Annotated in this window: 20 protein-coding genes and 1 tRNA gene; 10 read left to right on the forward strand and 11 right to left on the reverse strand. The window is 65.2% G+C overall.

The window, feature by feature from the left end; genetic code table 11:
* Positions 1–121: 121 nt before the first annotated feature.
* The gene (locus ACFO3A_RS10095; RefSeq protein WP_377726047.1) at positions 122–358 is read right to left on the reverse strand and encodes a SlyX family protein; all 237 of its coding nucleotides are present in this window, start codon (positions 356–358) and stop codon (positions 122–124) included.
* Positions 355–1,557, reverse strand: coding sequence for an aminotransferase-like domain-containing protein (locus tag ACFO3A_RS10100; protein WP_377726049.1), 1,203 nt, complete (start codon positions 1,555–1,557; stop codon positions 355–357). Before ACFO3A_RS10100 ends, ACFO3A_RS10095 begins: the two co-directional genes overlap by 4 nt.
* A gap of 91 nt (positions 1,558–1,648) precedes the next feature.
* Here ACFO3A_RS10100 and nth point away from each other — a divergent pair, with 91 nt between their 5' ends.
* Both nth and ACFO3A_RS10110 read left to right on the forward strand, forming a co-directional pair.
* Positions 1,649–2,287, forward strand: a complete 639-nt coding sequence (gene nth / locus ACFO3A_RS10105; protein WP_377726050.1) for an endonuclease III — start codon at positions 1,649–1,651, stop codon at positions 2,285–2,287.
* A complete protein-coding gene (locus ACFO3A_RS10110; RefSeq protein ID WP_377726052.1) occupies positions 2,287–2,634 on the forward strand; it encodes an MliC family protein in 348 nt (115 codons plus the stop codon). Before nth ends, ACFO3A_RS10110 begins: the two co-directional genes overlap by 1 nt.
* A 271-nt stretch (positions 2,635–2,905) precedes the next feature.
* Here the strand turns inward: ACFO3A_RS10110 and ACFO3A_RS10115 are convergent, their stop codons facing one another.
* Entirely contained in the window at positions 2,906–3,637 is a 732-nt protein-coding gene (locus tag ACFO3A_RS10115) for a helix-turn-helix domain-containing protein (protein ID WP_377726054.1), read from the reverse strand.
* A 145-nt stretch (positions 3,638–3,782) separates the two neighbouring features.
* On the opposite strand from ACFO3A_RS10115, the gene ACFO3A_RS10120 reads away from it, so the two are divergent.
* The 4 genes from ACFO3A_RS10120 (at position 3,783) to ACFO3A_RS10135 (ending at position 7,954) form a co-directional block, all read left to right on the forward strand.
* Positions 3,783–5,690 carry an MFS transporter gene (locus tag ACFO3A_RS10120; RefSeq protein WP_377726056.1) on the forward strand — a complete coding sequence of 636 codons (1,908 nt, stop codon included), beginning with the start codon at positions 3,783–3,785 and terminating at the stop codon, positions 5,688–5,690.
* A 338-nt stretch (positions 5,691–6,028) separates the two neighbouring features.
* Entirely contained in the window at positions 6,029–6,541 is a 513-nt protein-coding gene (locus tag ACFO3A_RS10125; protein WP_377726057.1) for a YiaA/YiaB family inner membrane protein, read from the forward strand.
* Between the two features lie 64 nt (positions 6,542–6,605).
* On the forward strand, positions 6,606–7,097 hold the full coding sequence (locus ACFO3A_RS10130) for a hypothetical protein (RefSeq protein WP_377726058.1): 492 nt from the start codon (positions 6,606–6,608) through the stop codon (positions 7,095–7,097).
* Between the two features lie 41 nt (positions 7,098–7,138).
* A complete protein-coding gene (locus ACFO3A_RS10135) occupies positions 7,139–7,954 on the forward strand; it encodes a DUF2145 domain-containing protein (protein ID WP_377726060.1) in 816 nt (271 codons plus the stop codon).
* Between the two features lie 46 nt (positions 7,955–8,000).
* Here the strand turns inward: ACFO3A_RS10135 and ACFO3A_RS10140 are convergent, their stop codons facing one another.
* The 5 genes from ACFO3A_RS10140 to ACFO3A_RS10160 all read right to left on the reverse strand — a co-directional run bounded on the left by ACFO3A_RS10140 (position 8,001) and on the right by ACFO3A_RS10160 (position 15,495).
* A complete protein-coding gene (locus ACFO3A_RS10140; RefSeq protein ID WP_377726061.1) occupies positions 8,001–10,589 on the reverse strand; it encodes a [protein-PII] uridylyltransferase in 2,589 nt (862 codons plus the stop codon).
* A 184-nt stretch (positions 10,590–10,773) separates the two neighbouring features.
* The gene (gene map, locus ACFO3A_RS10145; protein WP_377726062.1) at positions 10,774–11,589 is read right to left on the reverse strand and encodes a type I methionyl aminopeptidase; all 816 of its coding nucleotides are present in this window, start codon (positions 11,587–11,589) and stop codon (positions 10,774–10,776) included.
* A gap of 186 nt (positions 11,590–11,775) precedes the next feature.
* Positions 11,776–11,852 (reverse strand) — tRNA-Arg (locus tag ACFO3A_RS10150).
* A 65-nt stretch (positions 11,853–11,917) separates the two neighbouring features.
* Positions 11,918–13,642 carry a M14 family zinc carboxypeptidase gene (locus tag ACFO3A_RS10155; RefSeq protein ID WP_377726064.1) on the reverse strand — a complete coding sequence of 575 codons (1,725 nt, stop codon included), beginning with the start codon at positions 13,640–13,642 and terminating at the stop codon, positions 11,918–11,920.
* Between the two features lie 104 nt (positions 13,643–13,746).
* Positions 13,747–15,495, reverse strand: coding sequence for a DEAD/DEAH box helicase (locus ACFO3A_RS10160; protein ID WP_377726065.1), 1,749 nt, complete (start codon positions 15,493–15,495; stop codon positions 13,747–13,749).
* Between the two features lie 290 nt (positions 15,496–15,785).
* Here ACFO3A_RS10160 and ettA point away from each other — a divergent pair, with 290 nt between their 5' ends.
* Entirely contained in the window at positions 15,786–17,447 is a 1,662-nt protein-coding gene (gene ettA / locus ACFO3A_RS10165) for an energy-dependent translational throttle protein EttA (protein WP_377726067.1), read from the forward strand.
* Positions 17,448–17,656: 209 nt separating this feature from the next.
* Positions 17,657–18,166: a DUF4124 domain-containing protein gene (locus tag ACFO3A_RS10170; protein ID WP_377726069.1), complete on the forward strand. Its 510-nt coding sequence runs from the start codon at positions 17,657–17,659 to the stop codon at positions 18,164–18,166.
* Here the strand turns inward: ACFO3A_RS10170 and ACFO3A_RS10175 are convergent.
* Positions 18,163–19,131: an SDR family oxidoreductase gene (locus ACFO3A_RS10175; RefSeq protein WP_377726071.1), complete on the reverse strand. Its 969-nt coding sequence runs from the start codon at positions 19,129–19,131 to the stop codon at positions 18,163–18,165. The two genes, ACFO3A_RS10170 and ACFO3A_RS10175, sit on opposite strands and share 4 nt — an antisense overlap.
* 58 nt (positions 19,132–19,189) lie before the next feature.
* Here ACFO3A_RS10175 and ACFO3A_RS10180 point away from each other — a divergent pair, with 58 nt between their 5' ends.
* Both ACFO3A_RS10180 and ACFO3A_RS10185 read left to right on the forward strand, forming a co-directional pair.
* Positions 19,190–20,227 carry a CDP-6-deoxy-delta-3,4-glucoseen reductase gene (locus tag ACFO3A_RS10180; protein ID WP_377726072.1) on the forward strand — a complete coding sequence of 346 codons (1,038 nt, stop codon included), beginning with the start codon at positions 19,190–19,192 and terminating at the stop codon, positions 20,225–20,227.
* 123 nt (positions 20,228–20,350) lie between these two features.
* A complete protein-coding gene (locus ACFO3A_RS10185) occupies positions 20,351–20,833 on the forward strand; it encodes an IS1096 element passenger TnpR family protein (protein ID WP_377726073.1) in 483 nt (160 codons plus the stop codon).
* A 93-nt stretch (positions 20,834–20,926) separates the two neighbouring features.
* Here ACFO3A_RS10185 and ACFO3A_RS10190 read toward each other — a convergent pair whose 3' ends face one another.
* Positions 20,927–21,586 (reverse strand): 7-cyano-7-deazaguanine/7-aminomethyl-7-deazaguanine transporter, encoded by a 660-nt coding sequence (locus ACFO3A_RS10190; RefSeq protein ID WP_377726074.1) that lies wholly within the window; start codon positions 21,584–21,586, stop codon positions 20,927–20,929.
* Positions 21,587–21,741: 155 nt separating this feature from the next.
* Complete coding sequence (ppsR, locus tag ACFO3A_RS10195) at positions 21,742–22,575, reverse strand: posphoenolpyruvate synthetase regulatory kinase/phosphorylase PpsR (protein ID WP_377726076.1); 834 nt, start codon at positions 22,573–22,575, stop codon at positions 21,742–21,744.
* Positions 22,576–22,597 lie beyond the last annotated feature (22 nt).

Raw genomic sequence — 22,597 nt, forward strand, 5'->3', positions numbered from 1 at the left:
GGTCCCATTATTTGTTCCAATAACCCTATTATAATATATTTTATAGCTGCTTCCGCTTTAAATACAACATTTTTATTGAGTTTTATTAGTAAAATTGAATGTATATCAGCGGTTACAGCTATCAATAATGAGGTGGTAGTTCATCCCGCAGACTGCGGGGGCCGGCATTGCCTGTCTCGGGCAATTGCTGGCGCAGTTGGCGCAGTTCCTGCACCAGCGCGTCGATGGTTTGTTGCTGGCGGTACACCGTCAGGTTCAGCGTCTCCAGCAAATCCTCGCCATAGCTGGCCTTGATTTCCAGCGCCTCGACCCGCGCCTGCAGGGCGCGGGTCGGTTCGGTATTCGTGGCGGTGCTCATGCCAATGCCCTGGCCAGGCGGCGCACGCCTTCGCGGATTTTTTCTTCGTCGGCGGTGGCAAAGGACAGGCGCAGGCTGGCCGTGTCCGGGTGCTGGCTGAAGAAGGGCGCCCCTGGCACAAAGGCCACGCCCTGCTCGATGGCGCGTTGGGCCAGCGTGGCCGCATCGGTCAGCTTGCCGCCCGCGCCGGTCAGGCGCAGCCACAGGAACAGGCCGCCCTGCGGGGCGGTGAACTGCACGGCATCGCCCAGCTCTTCGCGCAGCGCCTGCATCATGACTTGGGCACGCTCTGCATAGACCTTGCGCACCTTGGCCAGCGCGGCAGGCATGTGGCCGGCGGCCAGGTACTGCGCAGCCGTGGCCTGGGCGAAGGTGCTGGTGTGTGCATCGGAAAACTGCTTGCACATGACCGCTTTGGCCAGCAGTTCGGGCGGCGCGATCAGCCAGCCGATGCGCAGGCCGGGCGACAGCACCTTGCTCAGGCTGCCGCAGTGCGCCAGAAAATCGCGGCTGCCCGGCACCTGGGCCGACAGGGCCAGCAGGCTGGGCGGCGGCGGGGCGTCGAAGTACAGGTCGCCATACGGGTCGTCCTCGACCACCAGCACCTGGTGGCGCACGGCCAGCTCCAGCAGGCGCTTGCGCCGTTCCAGGCTCAGGGTGGCCCCGCTGGGGTTGCCGAAGGTGGGGATGGTGTAGATCAGCTTGGGCCGGTGTTCGATGATGAGCTGCTCCAGCGCGTCTACCTGCACGCCTTCGGCGTCGATGGGGGCGCTGATGACTTCGGCGCCGTACAGGCGGAAGCACTGGATGGTGGCCAGGAAGGTCGGTCCTTCGACGATGACCTTGTCGCCCTCGTCGATCAGGCATTTGCCCAGCAGGTCCAGCGCTTGCTGGCTGCCGGTGGTGACGATCAGCTCCTGCGCCGCCAGGGACGATACGCCCTTGGCCTGCATGAACCGGGCGATTTGCTCGCGCAGCGGCTGGTAGCCCTCGGTTGCGCCGTATTGCAGCGCAGCGCCCGGGTCTTGCGTCAGCGCCTGCTGGCTGGCGGCCTGCAGGCCGGCCACGTCAAACAGGGCGCTGTCCGGAAAGCCCCCGGCAAAGCTGACGATGCCGGGCTTGCCCAGCAGTTTGAACAGCTCCCGAATGGCCGATGTCTCTACCCTGTCCAGGCGCTGGGCCAGTTGCTCCGTTTTCATGCCTATCCTCGTGTGAATTGTGTTAGACGAAAACTTAACATCTTAAGGCCCGCTGCCACCGGGGCCGTGCTTGTATGACAATGCCTGCCTTATGAAAAAGTCCGACATCAGCGCTTTTTTCGCCATCTTGCAGGCGGCCAATCCGCATCCGCGTACCGAGCTGGAGTATTCCAGCCACTTCGAGTTGCTCACCGCCGTGCTGCTCTCGGCCCAGGCAACCGACGTGGGCGTGAACAAGGCCACGCGCAAGCTCTTTCCCGTGGCCAATACGCCCCGGGCCATCCTCGATCTGGGGCAGGAAGGGCTGGAGGGCTATATCCAGACCATCGGCCTGTACCGCAGCAAGGCCAGGCATTTGCTGCAAACCTGCCGGATTCTGCTGGAGCAGTACGGCGGCGAAGTCCCGGCCACCCGCGAAGCCCTGGAAGCCCTGCCCGGCGTGGGCCGCAAAACCGCCAATGTGGTGCTGAATGTCGCCTTCGGCCAGCCGACCATGGCGGTAGACACGCATATCTTTCGCGTTGGCAACCGCACGGGGCTGGCCCCCGGGGCCACGCCCCTGGCGGTGGAGCAGGGGCTGCTCAAGCGCATTCCCAAGGAATACCTGCAGCACGCCCACCACTGGCTGATTCTGCTGGGCCGCTATGTCTGCCAGGCTCGCAAACCGCGCTGCTGGGAGTGCAGCGTGGCCGCATATTGCGATTTCAAACCCAAAACGGAGCAAACCTGATGCAATCGATTTACCGACTGAGCCTTGTGCTGACCGCGCCCCTGCTGGTGGTGGCCTGCAACAGCGTGCCACCCGCGCAGGAGGAGGCCGTCACCTCGGCGCTCTACACCTGCGAAAGCGGGGTGAAGATCGTCGCCGGCTATTCCGATACCGATACTGCCACCGTCCATTACAAGGGGCGCACCTATAGCCTGAAAAACGCCGTTTCCGCCAGCGGGGCGCGGTACGTGGGGGAGGGCATCGAGTGGTGGACGAAGGGCGCAGGCCGTGGCGCCAGCGGTTCGGTGCTGCAGCATCTGGCCGATGGCACCAGCGGCGCCGTGCTGGAGGCTTGCACGCAGGAGTAGGCTCAGAACCTGTTCACACTCTTTTCCTGATGCCCGTTGCCCCGCCAAGGCGGCAGATGCAAGGCGCAAACCGCAGTCGCCCTGGTGGGGCGGCGAGGATTTGCAACGCCGCAGATGCTGTCTTGGCGGGGCAACCCTTGGGGCAAGGCAGCCAACCGCCGCACTCGTCGTTGCGCACCTTGACCAGGCCACCAGCCTGGCCTGCGGCACGCGCCTAGATTGCGGCGGTTGGCTGCCTTGCGGGCACCAGGAAAAGAGCGTGAACAGGTTCTTAGCGCCGCAGACGGGCAAACGCCGCCAGCTCCCAGTCGCGCATCCCCAGCACCAGGGTGTAGCCCCGGCGCTGGGCGGGCGGCAATTTCTGGTCCGTCTGGTGCTGCTGGGCAAAGTCCTGGGCCACGCGCTGCAGGCGCTCGATGAAGCTGGGGGCCAGGGCGCTGCTGATCGAGCCGTGCACCAGCAGCAGCCCTTCGCCGTGGCCGTCGAAGCCGCCGCCGAAGTAGTCGAGTACGACGTGCTCCCGAAAAAACTGCATCACCGGCCCGTGCGGCCGCCAGCGGAAGGTTTTTGCCAGTTTCAGGCGGTAGCGGTTGCCGGGCTTGAGTTCGATGATGCCGATGCGGTCGAGCTGGGCCAGGTACTTCACCACCTCGGCTTCGGTCAGGCGGTAGGCGCTGGTCATTTGCTCTGCCGTCCATTGACTCAGCACATTGACGGCGACCAGCAGCAGTTTTTCGTCGGCCACGACCGTGCGTTCCTGCTCCAGCGTGAGTTCCGCGAGCAGGGGCTGGGCGTCGGCCACGCGCTGGGCCAGTTCGGCAAAGTCCATTTTCAGGGCGCGGCAGATGGCGTCGATGCGCGACAGCGGCATGTCGCCCTTGGCAAACATGCGCTTGACGCTGGATTCGGCCATGCCCAGCGCCTGCGCCAGATCGGCGTAGGTCATGTGCGCGGCTTTCAGGGCGGCTTTGAGGTGGGTGACCAAATCGGCGGTGGTACTCATGAGGTATTAAATAAAGATACTTTTTGGTCTGAATTTTAATGAAGTTCTGTTTTTTCCAGGCCTGTCGGCAGGGCTGGGGCATAGTGCGGCCGGTTTGCAGCGCCTCCCCGGCGCGTATGCTTCACGCCATTCCAAGGTTTCCATCATGAGCCAGCCAACCTCTGCCCCCAGCCAGTTCGCCCTGTTGCGCCAGCGCCGTTTTGCCCCGTTTTTCTGGACGCAATTTGCCGGTGCGGCCAACGACAACCTGTTCAAGTTCGCCTTTACGGTGCTGGTGACTTACCAGCTTTCCATCAACTGGCTGCCGCCGGCCCAGGCGGGTCTGGTGATCGGGGCGCTGTTCATCCTGCCGTTTTTGCTGTTTTCCGCCACCAGCGGGCAGCTGGCGGACAAGTACCCCAAAACCATGCTGATCCGGCTGGTGAAGGATTTGGAAATCGCCATCATGGCGCTGGCCGCCTGGGGGTTTTGGGCCGCCCAGGTGCCGGTGCTGCTGGTCTGTGTGTTTCTGATGGGGCTGCACTCCACCCTGTTCGGCCCGGTGAAATATGCCTACCTGCCCCAGGTACTCAGCGAGCGGGAGCTGACGGGGGGCAACGGCATGATCGAGATGGGCACCTTCGTCGCCATCCTGCTGGGCAATGTTGCTGGCGGCCTGCTGGTGGCGCTGCCGGGCATTGGGCACACTGCGGTGGCACTGGCCTGCCTGGGGCTGGCGCTGCTGGGGCGGTTCAGTGCCCAGGCGATTCCGACGCTGACGGCGACGGCGCCGCAGTTGCAGATCAACTGGAACCCTCTGAGTGAAACCTGGCGCAATCTGCAATTGGCCCGCCGGCAGGTGGTGGTGTTCCGTTCGTTACTGGGTATTTCCTGGATGTGGTTCTTTGGCGCGGTCTTCCTGACCAACTTTCCGGCCTTTGCCAAGGAGGTGCTGCATGGCGATGCGCAAGTGGCCTCGCTTTTGCTGGTGGTGTTTTCCGTGGGGGTGGGCGTGGGGTCGCTGCTGTGCGAAAAGCTTTCGCACCGCCATGTGGAGATTGGCCTGGTGCCCGTGGGCGCCATCGGCATGACGGTGTTTGCCATCGACCTGTACTTTGCCACGCACCATTTGCCGATGCAGGCGGAAATGGGCGTGGCGGCCTTTCTGTCCCAGGCGGCCCACTGGCGCGTGCTGGCGGATTTGCTGCTGGTCAGCCTGTTTGTGGGCCTGTATAGCGTGCCGATGTATGCGCTGATCCAGGTGCGCAGCGCCCCTACGCATCGCGCCCGCATCATTGCGGCCAACAACATCCTGAACGCCTTGTTCATGATTGCCAGCAGCGTCATCGTCGGGCTGTTGCTGGGGGCGGGGTGCAGCATTGCGCAGATTTTCTTGTTGCTGGGGCTGGCCAATGCGGTGGTGAGCTTTCACATCTTCATGCTGGTGCCTGAATACCTGCTGCGCTTTATTGCATGGGTGCTTTCGCGCCTGGTGTACCGCTACCACGTGCAGGGCGATGAACACATTCCCACCACCGGCGCGGCGGTGCTGGTGGCCAACCATGTGAGCTTTGTCGATGCGGTGCTGCTCATGGCGGCCAGCCCCCGGCCCATCCGCTTTCTGATGGACCACCGCATCTTCCGCGTGCCGGTGCTGGGCTGGATTTTCCGTCTGGCCAAGTGCATCCCGATTGCCCCGCACCATGAAGATCCCCAGGCCTACGAACGTGCCTTCGATGCCGCCCAGCAGGTGCTGGCCGAGGGGGATTTGCTGGGCATCTTTCCCGAAGGCGGGCTGACCCGCGACGGCCAGTTGCAGCCCTTCAAGGGCGGTATCGCCAAAATCCTGCGCCGCGCTGAAAAAGAGGGGCTGCAGGTGCCCACCGTGCCCATGGCGCTGACGGGGCTGTGGGGGTCGTTCTTCAGCCGCATCGAGCGCGGCGGCGCGATGGTGCGGCCTTTCCGGCGCGGCATGTTCAATCGGGTGGGGCTGAATATCGGGATGCCCTTGGCGGCGGCCAGCGTGACCCCGGCGGTCCTCCAGGCGCAGGTGCAGCAACTGCTGCAGCAATGACATTTATTTCAATATGCGCCGGCCCATTAGGGACGGCGCCAATCACAACGTGTCCATGCCGCACGGAGCGGCGATGCGCTGCTTCAGGCGAACGATCGTCGGGGTCCGCATGGGAGGCGCCCTGTATTCCCGCGATGGGGCGGATGGCCTGAGCCTGTTGCGGCACGCGGATGCCCGGATGTACCTGGACAAAGGCGCTGGGTGGGAGCGTTGGTATCGAATAAAGGTACTTTCTGTCCAATAAAAAAGCACTGGAAGCAATATACGCCTCTCCAATCGGGCGGGCCGGGGACACTTGCGCCCATACCAACCCCGCATCAACCTGATTGGAGACGTTCATGCAAACCCACACCTCTACTTTTTCCCCTTCTTTGCCCCAGCCGCTGGTTCGCCGCGATTCCAGGCCCTGGCAGCTGCAAGTCTGGGTGTCCTTTGGTCTGGCGATGGCGCTGTGCGCCACCGGCCTGGCCTACCTGCCGGGGCAGGACCTGGACCGCGCCTTCATGTTCATGGGCTATCTGTTCTGCCTGTCCACAGCGTTCGTGCTGTCCAAATTTGTCCGCGACGGCGAAGCGGCCCAGGGGCGGCAGAGCGATACCCCGCTGTTCCGCATCGTGGTGTGGGACAGCTTTGCCCTGGCCATGGCGCTGACGGCCTGGGGGCTGGTGCGCATGGAGGTGAACCCGACGTACAAGGTGTTTCTCGGCGTCGCCTGGCTGTACCTGATCACCAGCGCCTTCACCCTGGCCAAGATGCTGCGTGACCGCCAGGAAGCCGATCTGCTCGAAGCCCAGTGGCGCAGCCGTCAGCGCCCGACGGAAAGCCTGGCGCAAGCCCATGAGGAAATTTGAATAAAAAGTGTCTTTTTCGCTTGATGGTCAAGCGAAAATAGCTATCGATTAAGGAGTATTGATGATGCCAAAACCTTTCCCTACTACCCTGCGCCACGGTGTGCTTGCAGCCCTGTGCGCGGTCGGCCTGAGTGCCCTGGCACCGGCCCAGGCGCAAAGCGATACGTCGGCGGTCTTGTCCCTCCTGCCGGTGGCATCGGTGGTCGTGGCGGCTTCGGCCACCAGGGCTGCGGCAGGTCGCACCAGCGGGGATGCCAGCGCTGCCGTGGCAGTCGTGCCGGCGGTGTTGTCGGTCACCGGCGCGGTGCTGACCGTCAAGGCCGTCGAGGCTTCTGCACGCGGCACGGTCATCGTGCTGGAACGTGTCAGTGACGGCGTGGCGGTGAGTATCGAAGTCGTCGCCGTGGCGGCGGGCAGTGCGCTGTTGTCGGTCGGTACGGCCATTACGACCACGGTGATCGCCTCGGGGGTGATTCTTTCTGCGGGTGCCGAGGTGCTGGCGTTCATCCCCAATGCCGTTGGTCAGGCCCTGCTGTTCAACGAGCGCATTGGATGATGCCTGCCAGGGCTTGTTCCCAACCTATGGAAAGTACCGTCATGACTGCTTTTTGCCATCAACGCTTTCGTTTTCTGGCGGGCGCCTTGCTGCTGGCCGCCTGGGCCATGCCCCAGGCCCGGGCAGGCCAGACCTGCGCAGAGAAAAAAACCACCCCGGAAACTGTCGCCCGCAGCATGGCATTGGCGCAGCGTACCGCCGATGCCCTGGAGGCGGCCTACCGGCGCGATGGCACCCGTGTCGTGCTGCTGGCGCGGGCCGGGCAGGACTTAAGCCGTTATCGCCAGACTTGGTCGCACGTTGGCTGGGCCTACCGCAGCGCCGCTGGCCCCTGGCGTGTGGTTCACAAGCTCAACCAGTGCGGCACCGACCAGTCGGCCCTGATGCGCCAGGGAGTGGGCGAATTTTTCCTGGACGATCTGTGGCGCTACCAGGCGGGCTGGACGGCCGCCCCGGCCCCGCTGGCCGATGCACTGTGGACGCTGTTGCAGGACAACCAGCACGTGCAGCGCCTGCACCACAGCCGCTACAACATGCTCGGTTACACCTGGGGCACGCGCTACCAGCAGTCCAACCAGTGGGCGCTGGAAACCCTGGCCCTGGCGGCTGAGCCGGAGGTGGGTGACCGCGACCAGGCCCAGGCATGGCTGCGCTTCAAGGGCTACCGTCCGGCGATGCTGCACATCGGCACGATGACCCGTCTGGGCGCCCGCGTGACCCGCGCCAACATCGCCTTTGACGACCATCCGAACGAGCAGCGCTTTGCCAGCCGCATCGAAACCACCACGGCCGATTCCATGCTGCAATGGCTGCCGTCCGCGCTGCGCTTTGGCGCGGTGCAGCAGATCGGGGAATAAGAACCTATTGACAGACCCGTGTGGGGATCGTGAACAAGTTCCAGGGTCAGGCTCCGACCGTCAGCATGTGTACCAGCTCTTTTTCCAGATCGAGCTGGCGGATGGTGTGCTGCAGTTGCGGGCCTTCGACGAGGAAGCTGTCCTCCACCCGGTCGCCCAGGGTCATGACCTTGGCCAGTTGTACGCTCAGGCCGTGGCGGGCCAGGACGCGGGCGATGCTGTAGAGCAGTCCGGCGCGGTCGGTGGCGCTGATGTGCAGCAGCCAGCGCTGGGCTTTTTCGTCGGGCTGCAGGCTGACGTGCGGCGGCATGGGAAAGCTGCGGGCGCGGCGCGAGGGCGGGCGGCGCACGGGTTCGGGCAGGGGTGTTTCGGCCGCCAGCGCCGGGGGCAGGCCGGCCTGGACGAGGGCGCTGAGTTCGCGCTCCTCGATGGACAGTTGCGGGGCGACGACCTGGAAGGTGTCCAGCGCGTGGCCGTGGGGGCTGGTGTAGATGCGGGCGTGCAGGATGGACAGCCCCATCTGGTCGAAATAGCCGCAGATGCGGGCAAACAGGTCGTTGCCGTCGGGGGCGTACACCAGCACCTGTACCCCTTCGCCGGCCAGCGATGGGCGGGCGCGGACGATGGGGCTGGGGCTGCCCACGTGCAGGTACAGCTGGCGGGCGTGCCAGGCGATGTCGGCGGGCTCGTGGCGCAGGAAGTAGCCGGCCTCCAGCGTATTCCACAGCAGCTGGGCGCTGTCGGCGGGCAGGCCTGCCTGGCGCAGCAGCACCTGGGCCTGGTGCTGGCGGGCCTGGGTCAGGGCCTGGCCCTGCAAGGCCTGGCCGCCCAGCATGCGCAAGGTGGCGTGGTACAGGTCGGACAGCAGCTTGCCTTTCCAGGCGCTCCATACTTTCGGGCTGGTGCCCCGGATGTCGGCCACGGTGAGCAGGTACAGACCCGTCAGGCGCTCGGGCGTGCCCACGCAGTCGGCAAAGGCCTGCACCACGGCGGGGTCGTTGGTGTCCTGCTTTTGCGCCACGGTGCTCATGCGCAGGTGTTCGCGCACCAGGAACTCGACCAGCTCGGCATCGGCCCTGGCCAGGTGGTGCTGGCGGGCAAAGCGGCGCACTTCGATGGCGCCGACGGTGCTGTGGTCGCCGCCCCGGCCCTTGCCGATGTCGTGGAACAGTGCGGCCAGGTAGAGCAGCCAGGGCTGCGCCCACTGGCTGGCCAGCTCGGAACACAACGGGTACTCGTGGACAAATTCCGGCATGAAGAACCGGCGCATGTTGCGCAGCACCATCAGCGTGTGCTGATCGACGGTGTAGACGTGGAACAGGTCGTGCTGCATCTTGCCGACGATGCGCCGGAACGACCACAGGTAGCGCCCCAGCACCGAGGTGGCGTTCATCAGCCGCAGCGCGTGGGTGATGCCGCTGGGCTGCTGCAGGATGTGCATGAAGGTGGCGCGGTTGGCCGGGTCGCGGCGCCAGGGGGCGTTCATGTGGTCGCGGGCGTTGTACAGCGCCCGCAGGGTGCGTGCCGATGCGTCGCGCAGGCCGGGGTGGGTTTGCAGTGTCAGGAAGGTGTGCAGGATGGCCTGGGGCTGGCGCTGGTAGAGGGCATCGTCGCGCACGTCCAGCAGGCCGTTCTTGTCGGCAAACCAGTCGTTGATCGGGATGGGCGCGGCCTGGCTGGGGTGCAGGCGCTCCTGGATGTTCAGCAGCACGATCTGCTGCAACTGCATGACCGCCTTGGCTGCCCAGTAGTAGCGGCGCATCAGCACCTCGCTGGCCCGTACCGGGTAGGTCTGGCCGGGCGGGGTATGGCTTTGCAGGCCCAGGCTGTGGGCCACGGCAGTCTGCAGGTCGAACAGCAGGCGGTCTTCGTGGCGGCCCGCCACGGCGTGCAGGCGGGCGCGAATCTGGAACAGCGTGGTCTCGTTGCGCTCCAGCTGCTGGGCTTCCAGGGCCGTCAGAATGCCGTGGTGGGCCAGTTCGTGCCAGTTGCTGCCCAGGCCTGCGGCCTTGGCCACCCAGATGATGGTTTGCAGGTCACGCAGGCCGCCGGGGGCTTCCTTGCAGTTGGGCTCCAGCGCGTAGGGGGTGTTCTCGAACTTGGTGTGGCGCTGGCGCAGTTCCAGGTGCTTGGCCAGGAAAAACTCCTGCGGCTGCAAGGTTTCGGGCAGTTGCGCCATCAGCTGGTCGAAGCACTGCCGGTGGCCGTCGATGTGCCGTGCCTCCAGCATCGAGGTCTGCGCAGTCACGTCCTGGCGGGCCAGCGCCAGGCATTCGGCCACGGTGCGTACGCTGGAGCCGATCTCCAGCCCCGTATCCCAGCAGGCGCCGACAAAGGCCTCCAGTGCCGGGCGCAGCGGCGTGCAGTCTTGCGGCACCAGCAGCAGCACGTCCACGTCGGAATACGGAAAGAGCTGGCAGCGGCCATAGCCGCCGACAGCGACGATGGCCACCTCCGGCGGCAGCCCGGTGGCATGGCGCAGTGCCGTGAGCTGCGCATCCACCAGCAGCGCCAGGCGTTGCAGCAATGGGCGGATGGGCGGGCCGCCCGGGGCATGCAGGTGTGCCAGGCATTGCGCCTTCTGGTCGTGGTAGCGTTGGCGTAGTTCGGTCAGGGGGAGTGAAAGCGCTACCACGGGTGTATTTCCTGTTGTGTTCAGGATGCTCTGTATGAATTGCGCAGCCAAGTGGGTGCTGCGGATCGGGATGGGTTGCAAGGCGCAAACCGCAGCAATAGCGGTGCTATTGCGAGGATTTGCAACGCCGCAGAACGCCCGAGGCCGCAGATGCCCACGGCGTGATGATTCGTGCAGGGCATCCTTAAGTGCGAATGCCTTTGATGAAGGGTGGCGGCGTGGGCGAGCCGTCCGACCACGTCAGGATGTCGTAGCCGGTGGGGGTGACGGCCATCATCAGCTCCCATTGGGCCGACAGGCTGCGGTCCTTGGTGATGATGGTCCAGCCGTCCTTGCCCAGCTCCTTCACGTCGCGCTTGCCCAGGTTGAGCATCGGCTCGATGGTGAACACCATGCCTTCCTTGAGCTTGACGCCGGTGCCCGGCCTGCCGTAGTGCAGCACCTGCGGGTCTTCGTGGAATTTCTGCCCGATGCCGTGGCCGCAGTATTCGCGCACGACCGACAGGTGGTGCCCCTCGGCAAAGGTCTGGATGGCGTGGCCGACATCGCCCAGGGTGGCACCGGGCCTGACCTGTTCGATGCCTTTCCACATCGCCTCGAAGGTGAGCTGGCACAAACGCTTGCCGGCGATGGTGCCCTCGCCGATGAGGAACATGCGGCTGTTGTCGCCAAACCAGCCATCCTTGGTGATGACGGTCACGTCCACGTTCAGGATGTCGCCCTTCTTGAGCGGCTTGTCGTTGGGAATGCCGTGGCACACCACATGATTGACCGAGGTGCAGACATGCCCCGGGTACGGCGGATAGCCCGGCGGCTGGTAGCCCACGGTGGCCGATTTGGTGCCCTGGCGGGCCATGCACTCGGCGCTCAGGCGGTCGATTTCCAGCGTGGTGATGCCGGGCTGGATGAAGGGGGTGATGTAGTCCAGCACTTCCGAGGCCAGGCGGCCGGCCTCGCGCATGCGCTCAATGTCTTCAGGGGTTTTGAAGGTGATGTTCATGGGGCGCGATTATCCCACTGTGCCTTCTGCCGACCCGGCACCCGAAAAAAAGCCCGGCAGCACAATCTGTGCTGTCGGGCAGGGAGGGGTATCAAAAAAAGAAGCTGCTACCGCTTTGTTTAAAAGGATTTCAGGTTTTTTTAATATTGAAATTCAGTATCTACAAGCGCAAACAGCTATTGAATTTGGTCCGCCTGGAGGGGCTCGAACCCCCGACCTATTGCTTAGAAGGCAATTGCTCTATCCAGTTGAGCTACAGGCGGACAGGGGCGCGATCATACCCCGGCTGACCGGGGGGATGGCCCTTGCCTGGGTTTCGGGCGGCGGCTCATTCGTCCTCGAAGACCAGCGGCGCCGGGGTGACGACGCGCACCAGATGGCCCAGGTCGAGCAGCACGCCCTGGGCATAGCTGCCGTAGGGCGTATCGGGTTCGAGCAGGGCGGCGGCCAGGTTGGCCTGGCCCTGGTTCATGCTGACGTAGTAGCTGCCCGGGGGCGCATCGGCCAGGGCGCGTTGGGTGGTGATGGCGCTGTTGCCGTGGCTGAGGTAGCCATCGGCCACCAGGGGGGTCAGTTCGGCCACGCGCTGCACCTGCAGGCCCAGTTGGTCGAGCTGTGCCGCCGTGTTGCGGGCCTCGGGCGAGAGCCAGTAGCCGCAGGGGCGGCTGCGCTGCGCCGTGGCCGTCAGGCCCAGGGCGGATTGCCAGGCGACGGACTGGGGGGCGATTTGTGCGCTGGCCAGATCGACCAGGGCCAGGTTGCGCGTCTCCTGCTGCATCTGGGCCTGCACCAGCAGGCTGCCCTGGCAGGCTTTGGCCGCGATGTCGCGGGCTGCGAAGGTTTGCACCTTGGCCAGATCGGCAGCCCGGGCGCTGGCGTTGTCCAGCACGGCCAGCAGGGCCTGCACCAGGCCATGCACCCGGCGCTGGGCGTGCAGCAGGCCCAGGTCGTTGCCCCGGCTTTGGACGGTCAGGCCGATGGCGTTTTTCAGCGCGGCGACGTTGGCCAGGGTGGTCGGGGCGATGGTGTCCATGGCAAAGCCTGCCGCAGCGTCGTTGCCGGTGGGCTCGGAGAGCCAGTCGACGCGCAGCCCGGCATCGGTCAGGCGGCTGGCCATGGGTTGGTAAAACCATTCCCGGGCGGCCTTGGCGATGAATTCGTGCGTGTTGGCGGGCATGGCGTATTGCAGGCCCATGTCGTTGGCCCGCACTGCGCCAAAGCGGGTCTGGACAGGCTCCAGCGCGGCAAATTCGCCTGCGTCCACGACCACGGCCGGGCGGTACATGCCGACCAGCCGGGCCAGGACGCGGGCCTCCGGGGTGGCCAGACGCAGATGGTCGTGGCGCAGGTCGGCACCGCTGGCGGTGGTGGGCTGCCCGGTTTCAAAGCCGTCGGGGTTGGCGCGGGGCACCAGCAGCAGGTTGATGTGCGCCAGCATGGGGCGCAGCAGGCCGTCTGCCTGCAACTCTTGCAACAGGGCCAGGACGGCTTCCGTCGAGGCCGGCGCGTTGCCTTGCTGGCCGGCGACGATCATGACCGTCGGGCGCCCGGCGGCATCCAGGCTGGCCGGAGTCAGATCCGTGCTTTGTGCCGCCAGGACGGCGCTGATCGGGCGGCCGTTCTGGGAGCTGCCGGCGGACAGGACCGCAATTTGCAGCCCATCGCTGCTGGCCGGGGGCAACTGCTGCAATTGCGCGGCCAGCTCGGCATTGCTGGTGAAGGCGCTGCGCCCGCTGGCCAGCCCCGGGGTGTGGTAGCGCTGGGCGGGTTCCGGGAACAGCGCGGCCACGGCATCGCTGTAGGGCAGGGCCTGCACCCGGGATTGGCTGATGGGGGCGGTACTGGCCGTGGTATCGGTGGCAGTGCTGACCGGTGCCGGGGCGCCGGTTTGCGGGGCGGGTGCCGTGGCGGGCTGGCTGGCCGGCCATTGCGGCAGGGGCACGCTGGTGCCGCAGGCGCTCAGGGCCAGCACGCAGGCGGCCAGCAGCAGGCGCTGCGGCGTTTTGGCGGGAGAGGGGTTGAGGGGGACGACAAGAGCAAGAGGATTGGTCATATGTGGTCTACCGCAATAGGGTCAGGGCCGAAGCCCCGGTGGCCGGTGGGCCTGGAAGAACGAAGGCCCCAAGGCCGGAGCGCTTGGGGCCGGGAGAGCAGGGATCAGCGCCCGAAATTGCCGCCGCTGCGGCGGCGGTTGCCGCTGAATCCGCCGCCGCCGCCACCACCGCCTCGGCGGGGGCGATCGACCATCAGGTCAATGCTGGTGCGGGTCGGGTCGGGCTGGCCGCCATTGCCGGCACGGGCCGGTTTGCGGGGGCGGCCCAGCTGGGTGCCCAGGTGGGCATCGGTCGGGGGCTGAAATTCAAAGCGGCTGCCGCCTTCGTGGTCGCGCGGTTCGCTGCGGGGGGGGCGGGCGTCCCGAGGCTCGCGTCCTTCGGTCTGGCGCGGGGGGGTATTGCGCCCCGGGCGCTGGCGCGAACGGTTGTAGCCCTGGCCGCCCCGGCGCGGTGCAGCTTCTCCCAACGGGGTGCTGCCGTCTGCCGGTGCGTTGCCGTCCTGCCCGCTGGCCTGGGCAGCCGCCTCGGCCACGGGCTTGCGCCCGCCACGTCCGCCCCCTCGGTTGCCCTGGGCGGTCTTGTTGCTGCGGATGCGTTCCATCATTTCCTGGCGGGCTGCCTTGGCCGCTGCCTGCATGACTTCGCGGTTGGGCGGTTTGCCGGCGCCGCCCCAGATGGTCTGGCGGCCCATGGCGATGGGCTCGGCCTTCTCCCCTTCGGCAGGGCCGAAATCCGGCAGTACCTGCACGGGAATTTCCTGCTTGGTGAAGCGCTCGATTTCCATCATGAAGCCTTCTTCATCCAGGCACACCAGGCTCACGGCATGGCCTTCGCGCCCGGCGCGGCCCGTGCGGCCGATACGGTGGACGTAGTCTTCCGGCACGTTGGGGATCTCGTAGTTCACGACGTGCGGCAGCTCGTCGATGTCGATGCCGCGGGCAGCGATGTCGGTGGCGACCAGGGCACGCAGCTCGCCGGTCTTGAATCCGGCCAGCGCCTGGGTGCGGGCGCTCTGGCTCTTGTTGCCGTGCAGCGCCATCGCTGTGACGCCGTGCTTGGTGAGGTACTCGGCCACGTGGTTGGCGCCGAACTTGGTGCGGGTAAAGACCAGCACCTGGCTCCAGTTGTGTTCCTGGATGATGTGCAGCAGTGCCTCTTTTTTCTTGCCGCGGCCCACCGGGTGGATCACCTGGGTGATGCGCTGCACCGTGGTGTTGCGCGGGGTGACCTGGATGCTTTGCGGGTTTTTTAGCAGGCCATTGGCCAGTTCGCGGATGTCGTCGCTGAAGGTGGCGGAAAACAGCAGGCTTTGCTTGTCCTTGGGCACCAGGGCCAGGATTTTCTTCACGTCGTGGATGAAGCCCATGTCCAGCATCCGGTCGGCCTCGTCCAGCACCAGCACTTCCACGCTGGACAAATCCATGAAGCCTTGCTGCTGCAAGTCCAGCAGGCGGCCCGGGGTGGCGACCAGCACGTCGATGCCCCGGTTGATGCGGTCGATCTGCGGCTTCATGCCCACGCCGCCGAAGATGACGGTGGATTTCACCGGCAGGTGCTTGGCGTAGGCCCGCAGGTTCTCCTCGATCTGGGCGGCCAGCTCGCGCGTGGGGCTGAGGATCAGGGCGCGGATGCCGCCAGCGGGCTTCTGCGTGCCGCCTTGCGTCAGGCGGTGCAGGATGGGCAACGCAAACGCGGCGGTCTTGCCCGTGCCGGTCTGGGCACCGGCCAGCAGGTCATGACCGGCCAGTACGGCGGGAATGGCCTGGGCCTGAATGGGGGTGGGTGCGGTATAGCCTTGCTCATGCACGGCTTGGACAATGGCCGGAGCCAAGTTCAGTTCTTCAAATGTCATTGTTGTAGCAATGCGCCCTTCCTGGGCGCTGGGTTTTCACACGGAGTCTGCCTTGCAGGGCCACCCCTTGCGGGTAGCCGGGCCAGTCTCTAGGCAGAAGGGATTTTCAAAAATTTGGGAATGGCTTGGCAGCGTGGGTAGGCTGTGGGCTGCTCCCCAGCAAAAATGCTGATGCCAAGGGCAAACTGGAGCCCTGTGCGCCGTGCATTGTCGCATGCGTTGATAATCACGGGTTGGCCGCTGTACAAAGACGGCGAAACAATTGCAAAAATTTCTTCCTTGAAAGACCCATGGCTCAATACGTTTTCTCGATGAACCACCTGACCAAGACCGTGCCGCCCAAGCGGCAGATCTTGAAAGACATCTCTCTGTCGTTCTTTCCGGGCGCCAAGATCGGCGTGCTGGGCCTGAACGGTTCGGGTAAATCTTCCCTGCTGAAAATCATGGCCGGGGTGGACAAGGAGTTTGAAGGCGAAGCCATCCCCATGACCGGCCTGTCCATCGGCTACCTGCCGCAGGAGCCGCAGCTCAACCCCGAGCACACCGTGCGCCAGGCCGTGGAAGAAGCCATGGCCGAAGTGAACAACGCCAAGGCCCGCCTGGAAGAAGTCTACGCCGCCTACGCCGAGGAAGATGCCGACTTCGACGCCCTGGCTGCCGAGCAGGGCGAGCTGGAAGCCATCATTGCCGCTGCCGGCACCGACAGCGAACACCAGCTGGAAATCGCCGCCGACGCGCTGCGCCTGCCGCCCTGGGATGCGATGGTGGGCAAGCTCTCCGGCGGGGAAAAGCGCCGCGTGGCGCTGTGCAAGCTGCTGCTGTCCAAGCCCGACATGCTGCTGCTGGACGAACCCACCAACCACCTGGACGCCGAATCGGTCGATTGGCTGGAGCAGTTCCTGCACCGTTTCAGCGGCACCGTCGTCGCCATCACCCACGACCGCTACTTCCTGGACAACGCCGCCGAGTGGATTCTGGAGCTGGACCGCGGCCACGGCATTCCCTACAAAGGCAACTACTCCGACTGGCTGCTGCAAAAGCAAAACCGCCTGGAGGCCGAGCAAAAAGGCGAGGAAGCCCGCGCCAAGGCACTGAAGAAAGAGCTGGAATGGGTGCGCCAGAACGCCAAGGGCCGCCAGACCAAATCCAAGGCACGCATTGCCCGCTTCGAGGAACTGAGCGATTACGAATACCAGAAGCGCAACGAAACGCAGGAAATCTTCATCCCCGTGGCCGAGCGTCTGGGCAGCAAGGTGATCGAGTTCAACAACGTCTCGAAAGCCTTTGGCGACCGCCTGCTGATCGACAACCTGAGCATGAACATCCCGGCCGGGGCCATCGTCGGCATCATCGGCCCCAACGGAGCGGGTAAATCCACGCTGTTCAAGCTGATCGCAGGCAAGGAACAGCCGGACAGCGGCACTGTAGACATCGGCCAGACCGTGCAACTGGCCTACGTCGATCAGTCACGCGACAGCCTGTCGGACGACAAGACCGTGTGGGAAGACGTCTCCGGCGGCCTGGACATCCTGAACATCGGCAAATTCCAGATGGCCAGCCGCGCCTACTGCGGGCGCTTCAACTTCAGCGGCCAGGACCAGCAGAAGAAGGTCGGCAACCTGTCGGGCGGGGAGCGTGGCCGCCTGCACCTGGCCAAGACGCTGATCCAGGGCGGCAACGTGCTGCTGCTGGACGAACCCTCCAACGACCTGGACGTGGAAACCCTGCGTGCCCTGGAAGACGCCCTGCTGGAATACGCGGGCACGGTGCTGGTCATCAGCCACGACCGCTGGTTCCTCGACCGCATCGCCACGCACATCCTGGCGGCGGAAGGCGACTCGCAATGGGTCTTCTTCGACGGCAACTACCAGGAATACGAAGCCGACAAGAAACGCCGCCTGGGCGAGGATGGCGCAGCGCCCAAGCGCTTCCGCTACAAGGCGTTGAAGTGATGTACGCATCGGCTGCATGACCGCAGCGCTGCAACGGGCCGCAAGGCCCGTTTTTCATGCACTGTTTATCAGAATTGATAGCTTCTTCCGATTGATTATCATGATTTTCAGATTGTTTTATCTTTGATATTTAGGGTATTCAAGCGGAAGAAGCTTCTTTTTTTGAAAACTTGCGCCGCAAGCGCAGCCCGGGCACAGTAGCGCACACCATGCGTTTGTTTTTTCCTTTTTTCCTTGCCGCCTTGATCGGCTGGATGGCCCCTGCCGCGGCCCAGGTGCAGCGCTGCACGGACACGCGCACCGGGCAGGTGACCTACACCGATGGCCCCTGCCCCAGCCACCAGCGCAGTGTGGAGGTGTTGCCCGCCCAGACGCCCGAGGAAAAAGCCGCGCAAGCCCGGCAGTACGAGGAAGCCCAGGCGCGTTGGCAGGCCGAGCAAGCCCGCACCGAAGCCCTGCGCCGCGCCGAAGCGGAAAAAGCCGCCGCCCAGGCCGCCGCTGCTGCTGCGCAGCGCCCGCCAGTGCAGATTCAGCTGCCGCCACCTGCCGAACCCCAGGTGGTGCCCTATCCGGTCTATCCGTATCCGCCGGCCTACCCCCCGGGACACCGGCCCCGCCCCCCGCATGGCAAGCCGCCCCCGCCCGAGCCGGAAGGCCCCTGGCAGTGCAACGTGTTTCGCTGCTACGACGGCAAGGGCAATGTGCGGCCCCGGCCTTAGCGCTTGTTCAAAGTTTGTTCGGCAGCCAGCCCCTCCAGCACCTCCGGCCAAAGCAAGCGCAGCCCCAGTTCGGTCTTCAAACGGCGGTTGGACAGCCGCCGCGATTCGCTCATGAAGCTCAGGGATACGGGCGGGAGCTGCTCCTGCGCCTGCTGGCGGCTGATGCGCGGCGGGCGTGGCAGGGCGTACAGGTCGGCGGCCTGCTCGAAATAATCGCCCATGCGCAGCTGGCTGTCGTCGCAGACGTTGATGGCCCGCAGGGGCCTGGCCCGCCACAGCGCCAGCAGGCAGGCGCGGGCCAGATCGTCGGCGTGGATGTGGTTGGTGAACACATCCTCGGCGGCGTGCAGGATGGGCAGCTTTTTCAGCAGGCGCTGGCGCGGCGTGCCGTTGGGACGGTCGGGGGCATAGATGCCGGGCGCCCGCAGCACGCTGGCCTGCACGCCGCGCTGCCGTGCCCAGGTGCGCAATTGCGCTTCGGCATCCACCCGGCGCCGGGCGCGGGCGGTGGCCGGGGCCGGGCGGCGGGTTTCATCCACCCAGGCGCCGGCGCAGTCGCCGTACACCCCGGTGGTGGAGACATAGGCCAGCGCCCGGGGCGCCGTGCCCCGGCCCAGGGCGCGGAGCAGGGCGCGGGTGCGCGTGTCGTGCCGGCCCTGGCCGGGCGGCGGGGCCAGGTGCAGCACGTAGGGTGCCAGACCGGCCAGGCGGCGCAGGCTGGCCGGGGCGTCCAGATCGCCGCGCAGGGCGGTGATGCCCTGGGCCTGGAGCGCGGCCTGGTTGTCCGGTGAAGAGGTCAGCGCCAGCACGCGCACGCCCCGGGCCAGCAGCAGGCGGGCGCAGCGCTGGCCGACGTCGCCGCAGCCGACGATCAGCACCCGGGTGCGACGAAACCGGGCGGGCTTGGCAGGGCGGGGGGCTGAAGCGGGGGTATATGGTTTTGGTGGGTTTGTGTTTGTGGGCACAATCCGGCCTTCCCTGGCGCAGGGCCAGTGCAGAAAAAATACCAAGGATAGCCAGAATATGAGCGCAGACAACGCTTACCAAGTCACCGTCGAACCGAGCGGCCGCAGTTTTACCGTGCAGGCAGGGCAGACCATTCTGGCCGCCGCCATCGAGGCCGGAGTGGGCCTGCCCTACGGCTGCAAGGACGGGGCCTGTGGCTCGTGCAAATGCCAGAAGATCAGCGGCAGCGTCACGCATGGCAGCCACTCGGCCCATGCCTTGAGCGAGGACGAGGCGCAGAACGACCTGATCCTTACCTGCCGCGCCACGGCCGGCAGCGACGTGGTGATCGAGTCGCGCCAGGTCAGCCAGGAAGGCACGCCGCCGATCAAGAAAATGCCGGTGCGCGTGCGCTGTCTGGAGCGGCTGGGCCACGACGTGATGCGCGTGCAGCTCCAGATTCCAGCCACGGAAAAGTTCGTCTACTTTGCCGGGCAGTACATCGAGTTTCTGCTGCGCGACGGCACGCGCCGCGCCTACTCGATGGCCAACGCGCCGCACACCCAGGCGGACAACCCCGGCATGGAGCTGCACATCCGCCACATGCCCGGCGGCGTGTTCACCGATCATGTTTTCGATGGCATGAAGGAAAAGGACATCCTGCGCGTCGAAGGCCCGTTCGGCAGCTTCTTCCTGCGCCAGGACAGCAAGAAGCCGCTGATCTTCATCGCCTCGGGCACCGGCTTTGCGCCGATCAAGGCCATCCTCGAACACCTGGACTACCTGGGCAGCCGCCGTCCGGTGATGCTGTACTGGGGCGGGCGCCGGCCGCAGGACATCTACATGGCCGATTGGCTGGCCCAGCACACGCTGCCGGGCGGGCTGAACTTTGTCCCGGTCGTCTCGGACGCCTTGCCTGAAGACGGCTGGCAGGGCCGCACCGGCTTCGTCCACCAGGCCGTGCTGGACGATTTTCCCGATCTGGCGCCGTACGAGGTCTATGCCTGCGGCGCCCCGGCGATGGTCGAAGCTGCCCGCGAAAGCTGCATTGCCACACGCAGCCTGCCGCCCGAGGCATTCTTTGCCGACGCCTTTACCAGCGCCGCCGATCAGTAGCCGCCGCCGTGCGGCATAACCACCCCGGGGTCGGACTTTCTTGGCCCCGGCCCTGCACGCCGCCAGCGCCTGGACTTAAATAACGGGTTCTGCCGCTTTGCCACGTTTCCAAGGAGTTTTTCCATGCCGCCGCCAGCCATCCGTTATGCCTACCAGCTGCACCTGCAACTGCAGGGCGTGACGCCCGCCGTCTGGCGCCGGTTGTGGATTCTGGACAGCACCCCCCTGGCGCAGCTGCACCGCATCGTGCAGGCGGCATTCGGCTGGCACCAGCCGTTGCCGTTTTATTTCGATATTGCCGGCCAGCGCTACGGCCAGCCCAATCCGGACGAGCCGGACGACCCGACCATGGACGCCCGCCGCTACACCCTGGGCCAGTTGCAGCAGCATGGCCCGGTGCCGATGCTGCATGTCTGCGGCGCCCAGGGCGCCTGGCTCCTGCGGGTGCGTGTCGAAGCGGTCGCACCGGCGGCCACTGCGCCCGTGGTGCCCGACTGCATTGATGGCCGCCACTGCCCCGATGGCGGCACGTTCGATCTGGCCAATGCCCGCCTGCGCGTGCAGGCGCTGCAAGCCGCACCGCAGCCGGTAGCAGAGCCGGTTTGATCTGAAAAAAGAGCGGCTTGCGCTCTATTCAAGCTAATCCCAGGGTTAAATCCCCCTGGGATTGTTGCTTTGTCAGCGGTAGCAGCTATCAAATCAGCGAGCTGCCACCGCCAGCCGTTGCTGCGGCAGCAGACGCAGCAATGCCTTCAGCAAGGCGCCGTACAGTGGCACGAACACTGCCAGACTGACCAGTAGCTTGATGACGTAATCGACCAGGGCGATCTCCATCCAGTTGGCGGCCATGAAGGGATTGGAGCTGCGCCAGAACGCCACGCTGAAAAACATCAGCGTATCGGCCGCCTGACCGACGATGCCCGAAATGGCCGGGGCCACCCACCACTGGGGCAGGCGGCGCAGGCGGTCGAACACCTGAACGTCCAGCAGCTGCCCCAGCACATAGGCCATGAAGCTGCCCAGCGAAATGCGGAACACGAAGGTATTGAACTGCGCCAGGCTTTCCCAGCCGGCAAACATGCCATCGTGGAACAACACCGAAACGACGTACGAGGCGATCAGCGCCGGCAGCATCACCCGGGCAATCACGGTGCGGGCGGCGGGCTTGCCGATCAGGCGCACCGTCAGATCGGTGGCCAGGAAGATGAAGGGAAAGCTGAAGGCCCCCCAGGTGGTGTGCCAGCCCCAGAGCATGATGGGCAGTTGCACCAGGTAGTTGCTGGCAATGATGAGGGTGATGTGAAAGGCAATCAGGGCCACCAGCGCGTTGCGCTGGGCCGTTGCCGAAAGCTGGAACATGGCAGAGTCCTTTTTGTGAAACCGCATGGGGGCGAGGGAACCCATGGCGCCAGCCCCCGATGGGCCGGCGCAGAAGGGGCGGGATTCTAGAACGTATTTGCCATCTCCGCCCGAGGCCGCGATTGCACACCCGCGCGGAGATGGCAAATATGTTCTTATCCGTTCAGATTCACCCCCAGGCGCTGGGGCAGCACTTGTTGCAGCACGGTGGTGGAGATTTCCTCGATCGACTTGTGCGTGCTGGACAGCCACTGCACCCCGGCGCGGCGCATCATGGCCTCGGCCTCGGCCACTTCCTGGCGGCAGTTTTGCAGGCTGGCGTAGCGTGAATTGGGGCGGCGTTCGTTGCGGATTTCGGACAGGCGCACCGGGTCGATGGTCAGGCCGAACAGCTTTTTGCGGATCGGCTCCAGCGCCGGGGGCAACTGCTTGCGGTCGAAATCCTCCGGAATCAGCGGGTAATTGGCCACCTTCAGGCCGAACTGCATCGCCAGGTACAGGCTGGTGGGCGTCTTGCCCGAGCGGCTTACGCCGATCAGCACCACGTCGGCGCCGGACAGGTCCTCGTTCGTCTGCCCGTCGTCGTGCGCCAGGGTGTAGTTGATGGCCTCCATGCGGTTGAGGTATTCCTTGCTCTGGCTGATGTCGCTGAAGCGCCCGACACGGTGCTGGCTTTTCAGGCCCAGCTCGTCCTCCAGCGGCTGCACGAAGGTGCCGAACATGTCCATCAGCAGTCCCTTGCAGTGGGTATTGATGATGGTCAGCACTTCCTGATTGACCAGGGTGCTGAACACGATCGGGTTTTTGCCTTCGACCTCGGCGTTGTGGTTGATTTGCCGCACCGCCTGGTGCGCCTTGTCCACCGTATCGACAAACGGGATGCGCACAATGCGCGGGGTGATGTCGAATTGCGCCATCAGGGCGGTACCGAACGTCTCTGCCGTGATGCCGGTACCGTCAGAAATCACAAAAACCGTGCGTGTATGCATACACTTGCCTTCAAAGTGGGAT

The organism is Comamonas nitrativorans, assembly GCF_042654765.1.
Lineage (GTDB): Bacteria > Pseudomonadota > Gammaproteobacteria > Burkholderiales > Burkholderiaceae_C > Comamonas > Comamonas nitrativorans.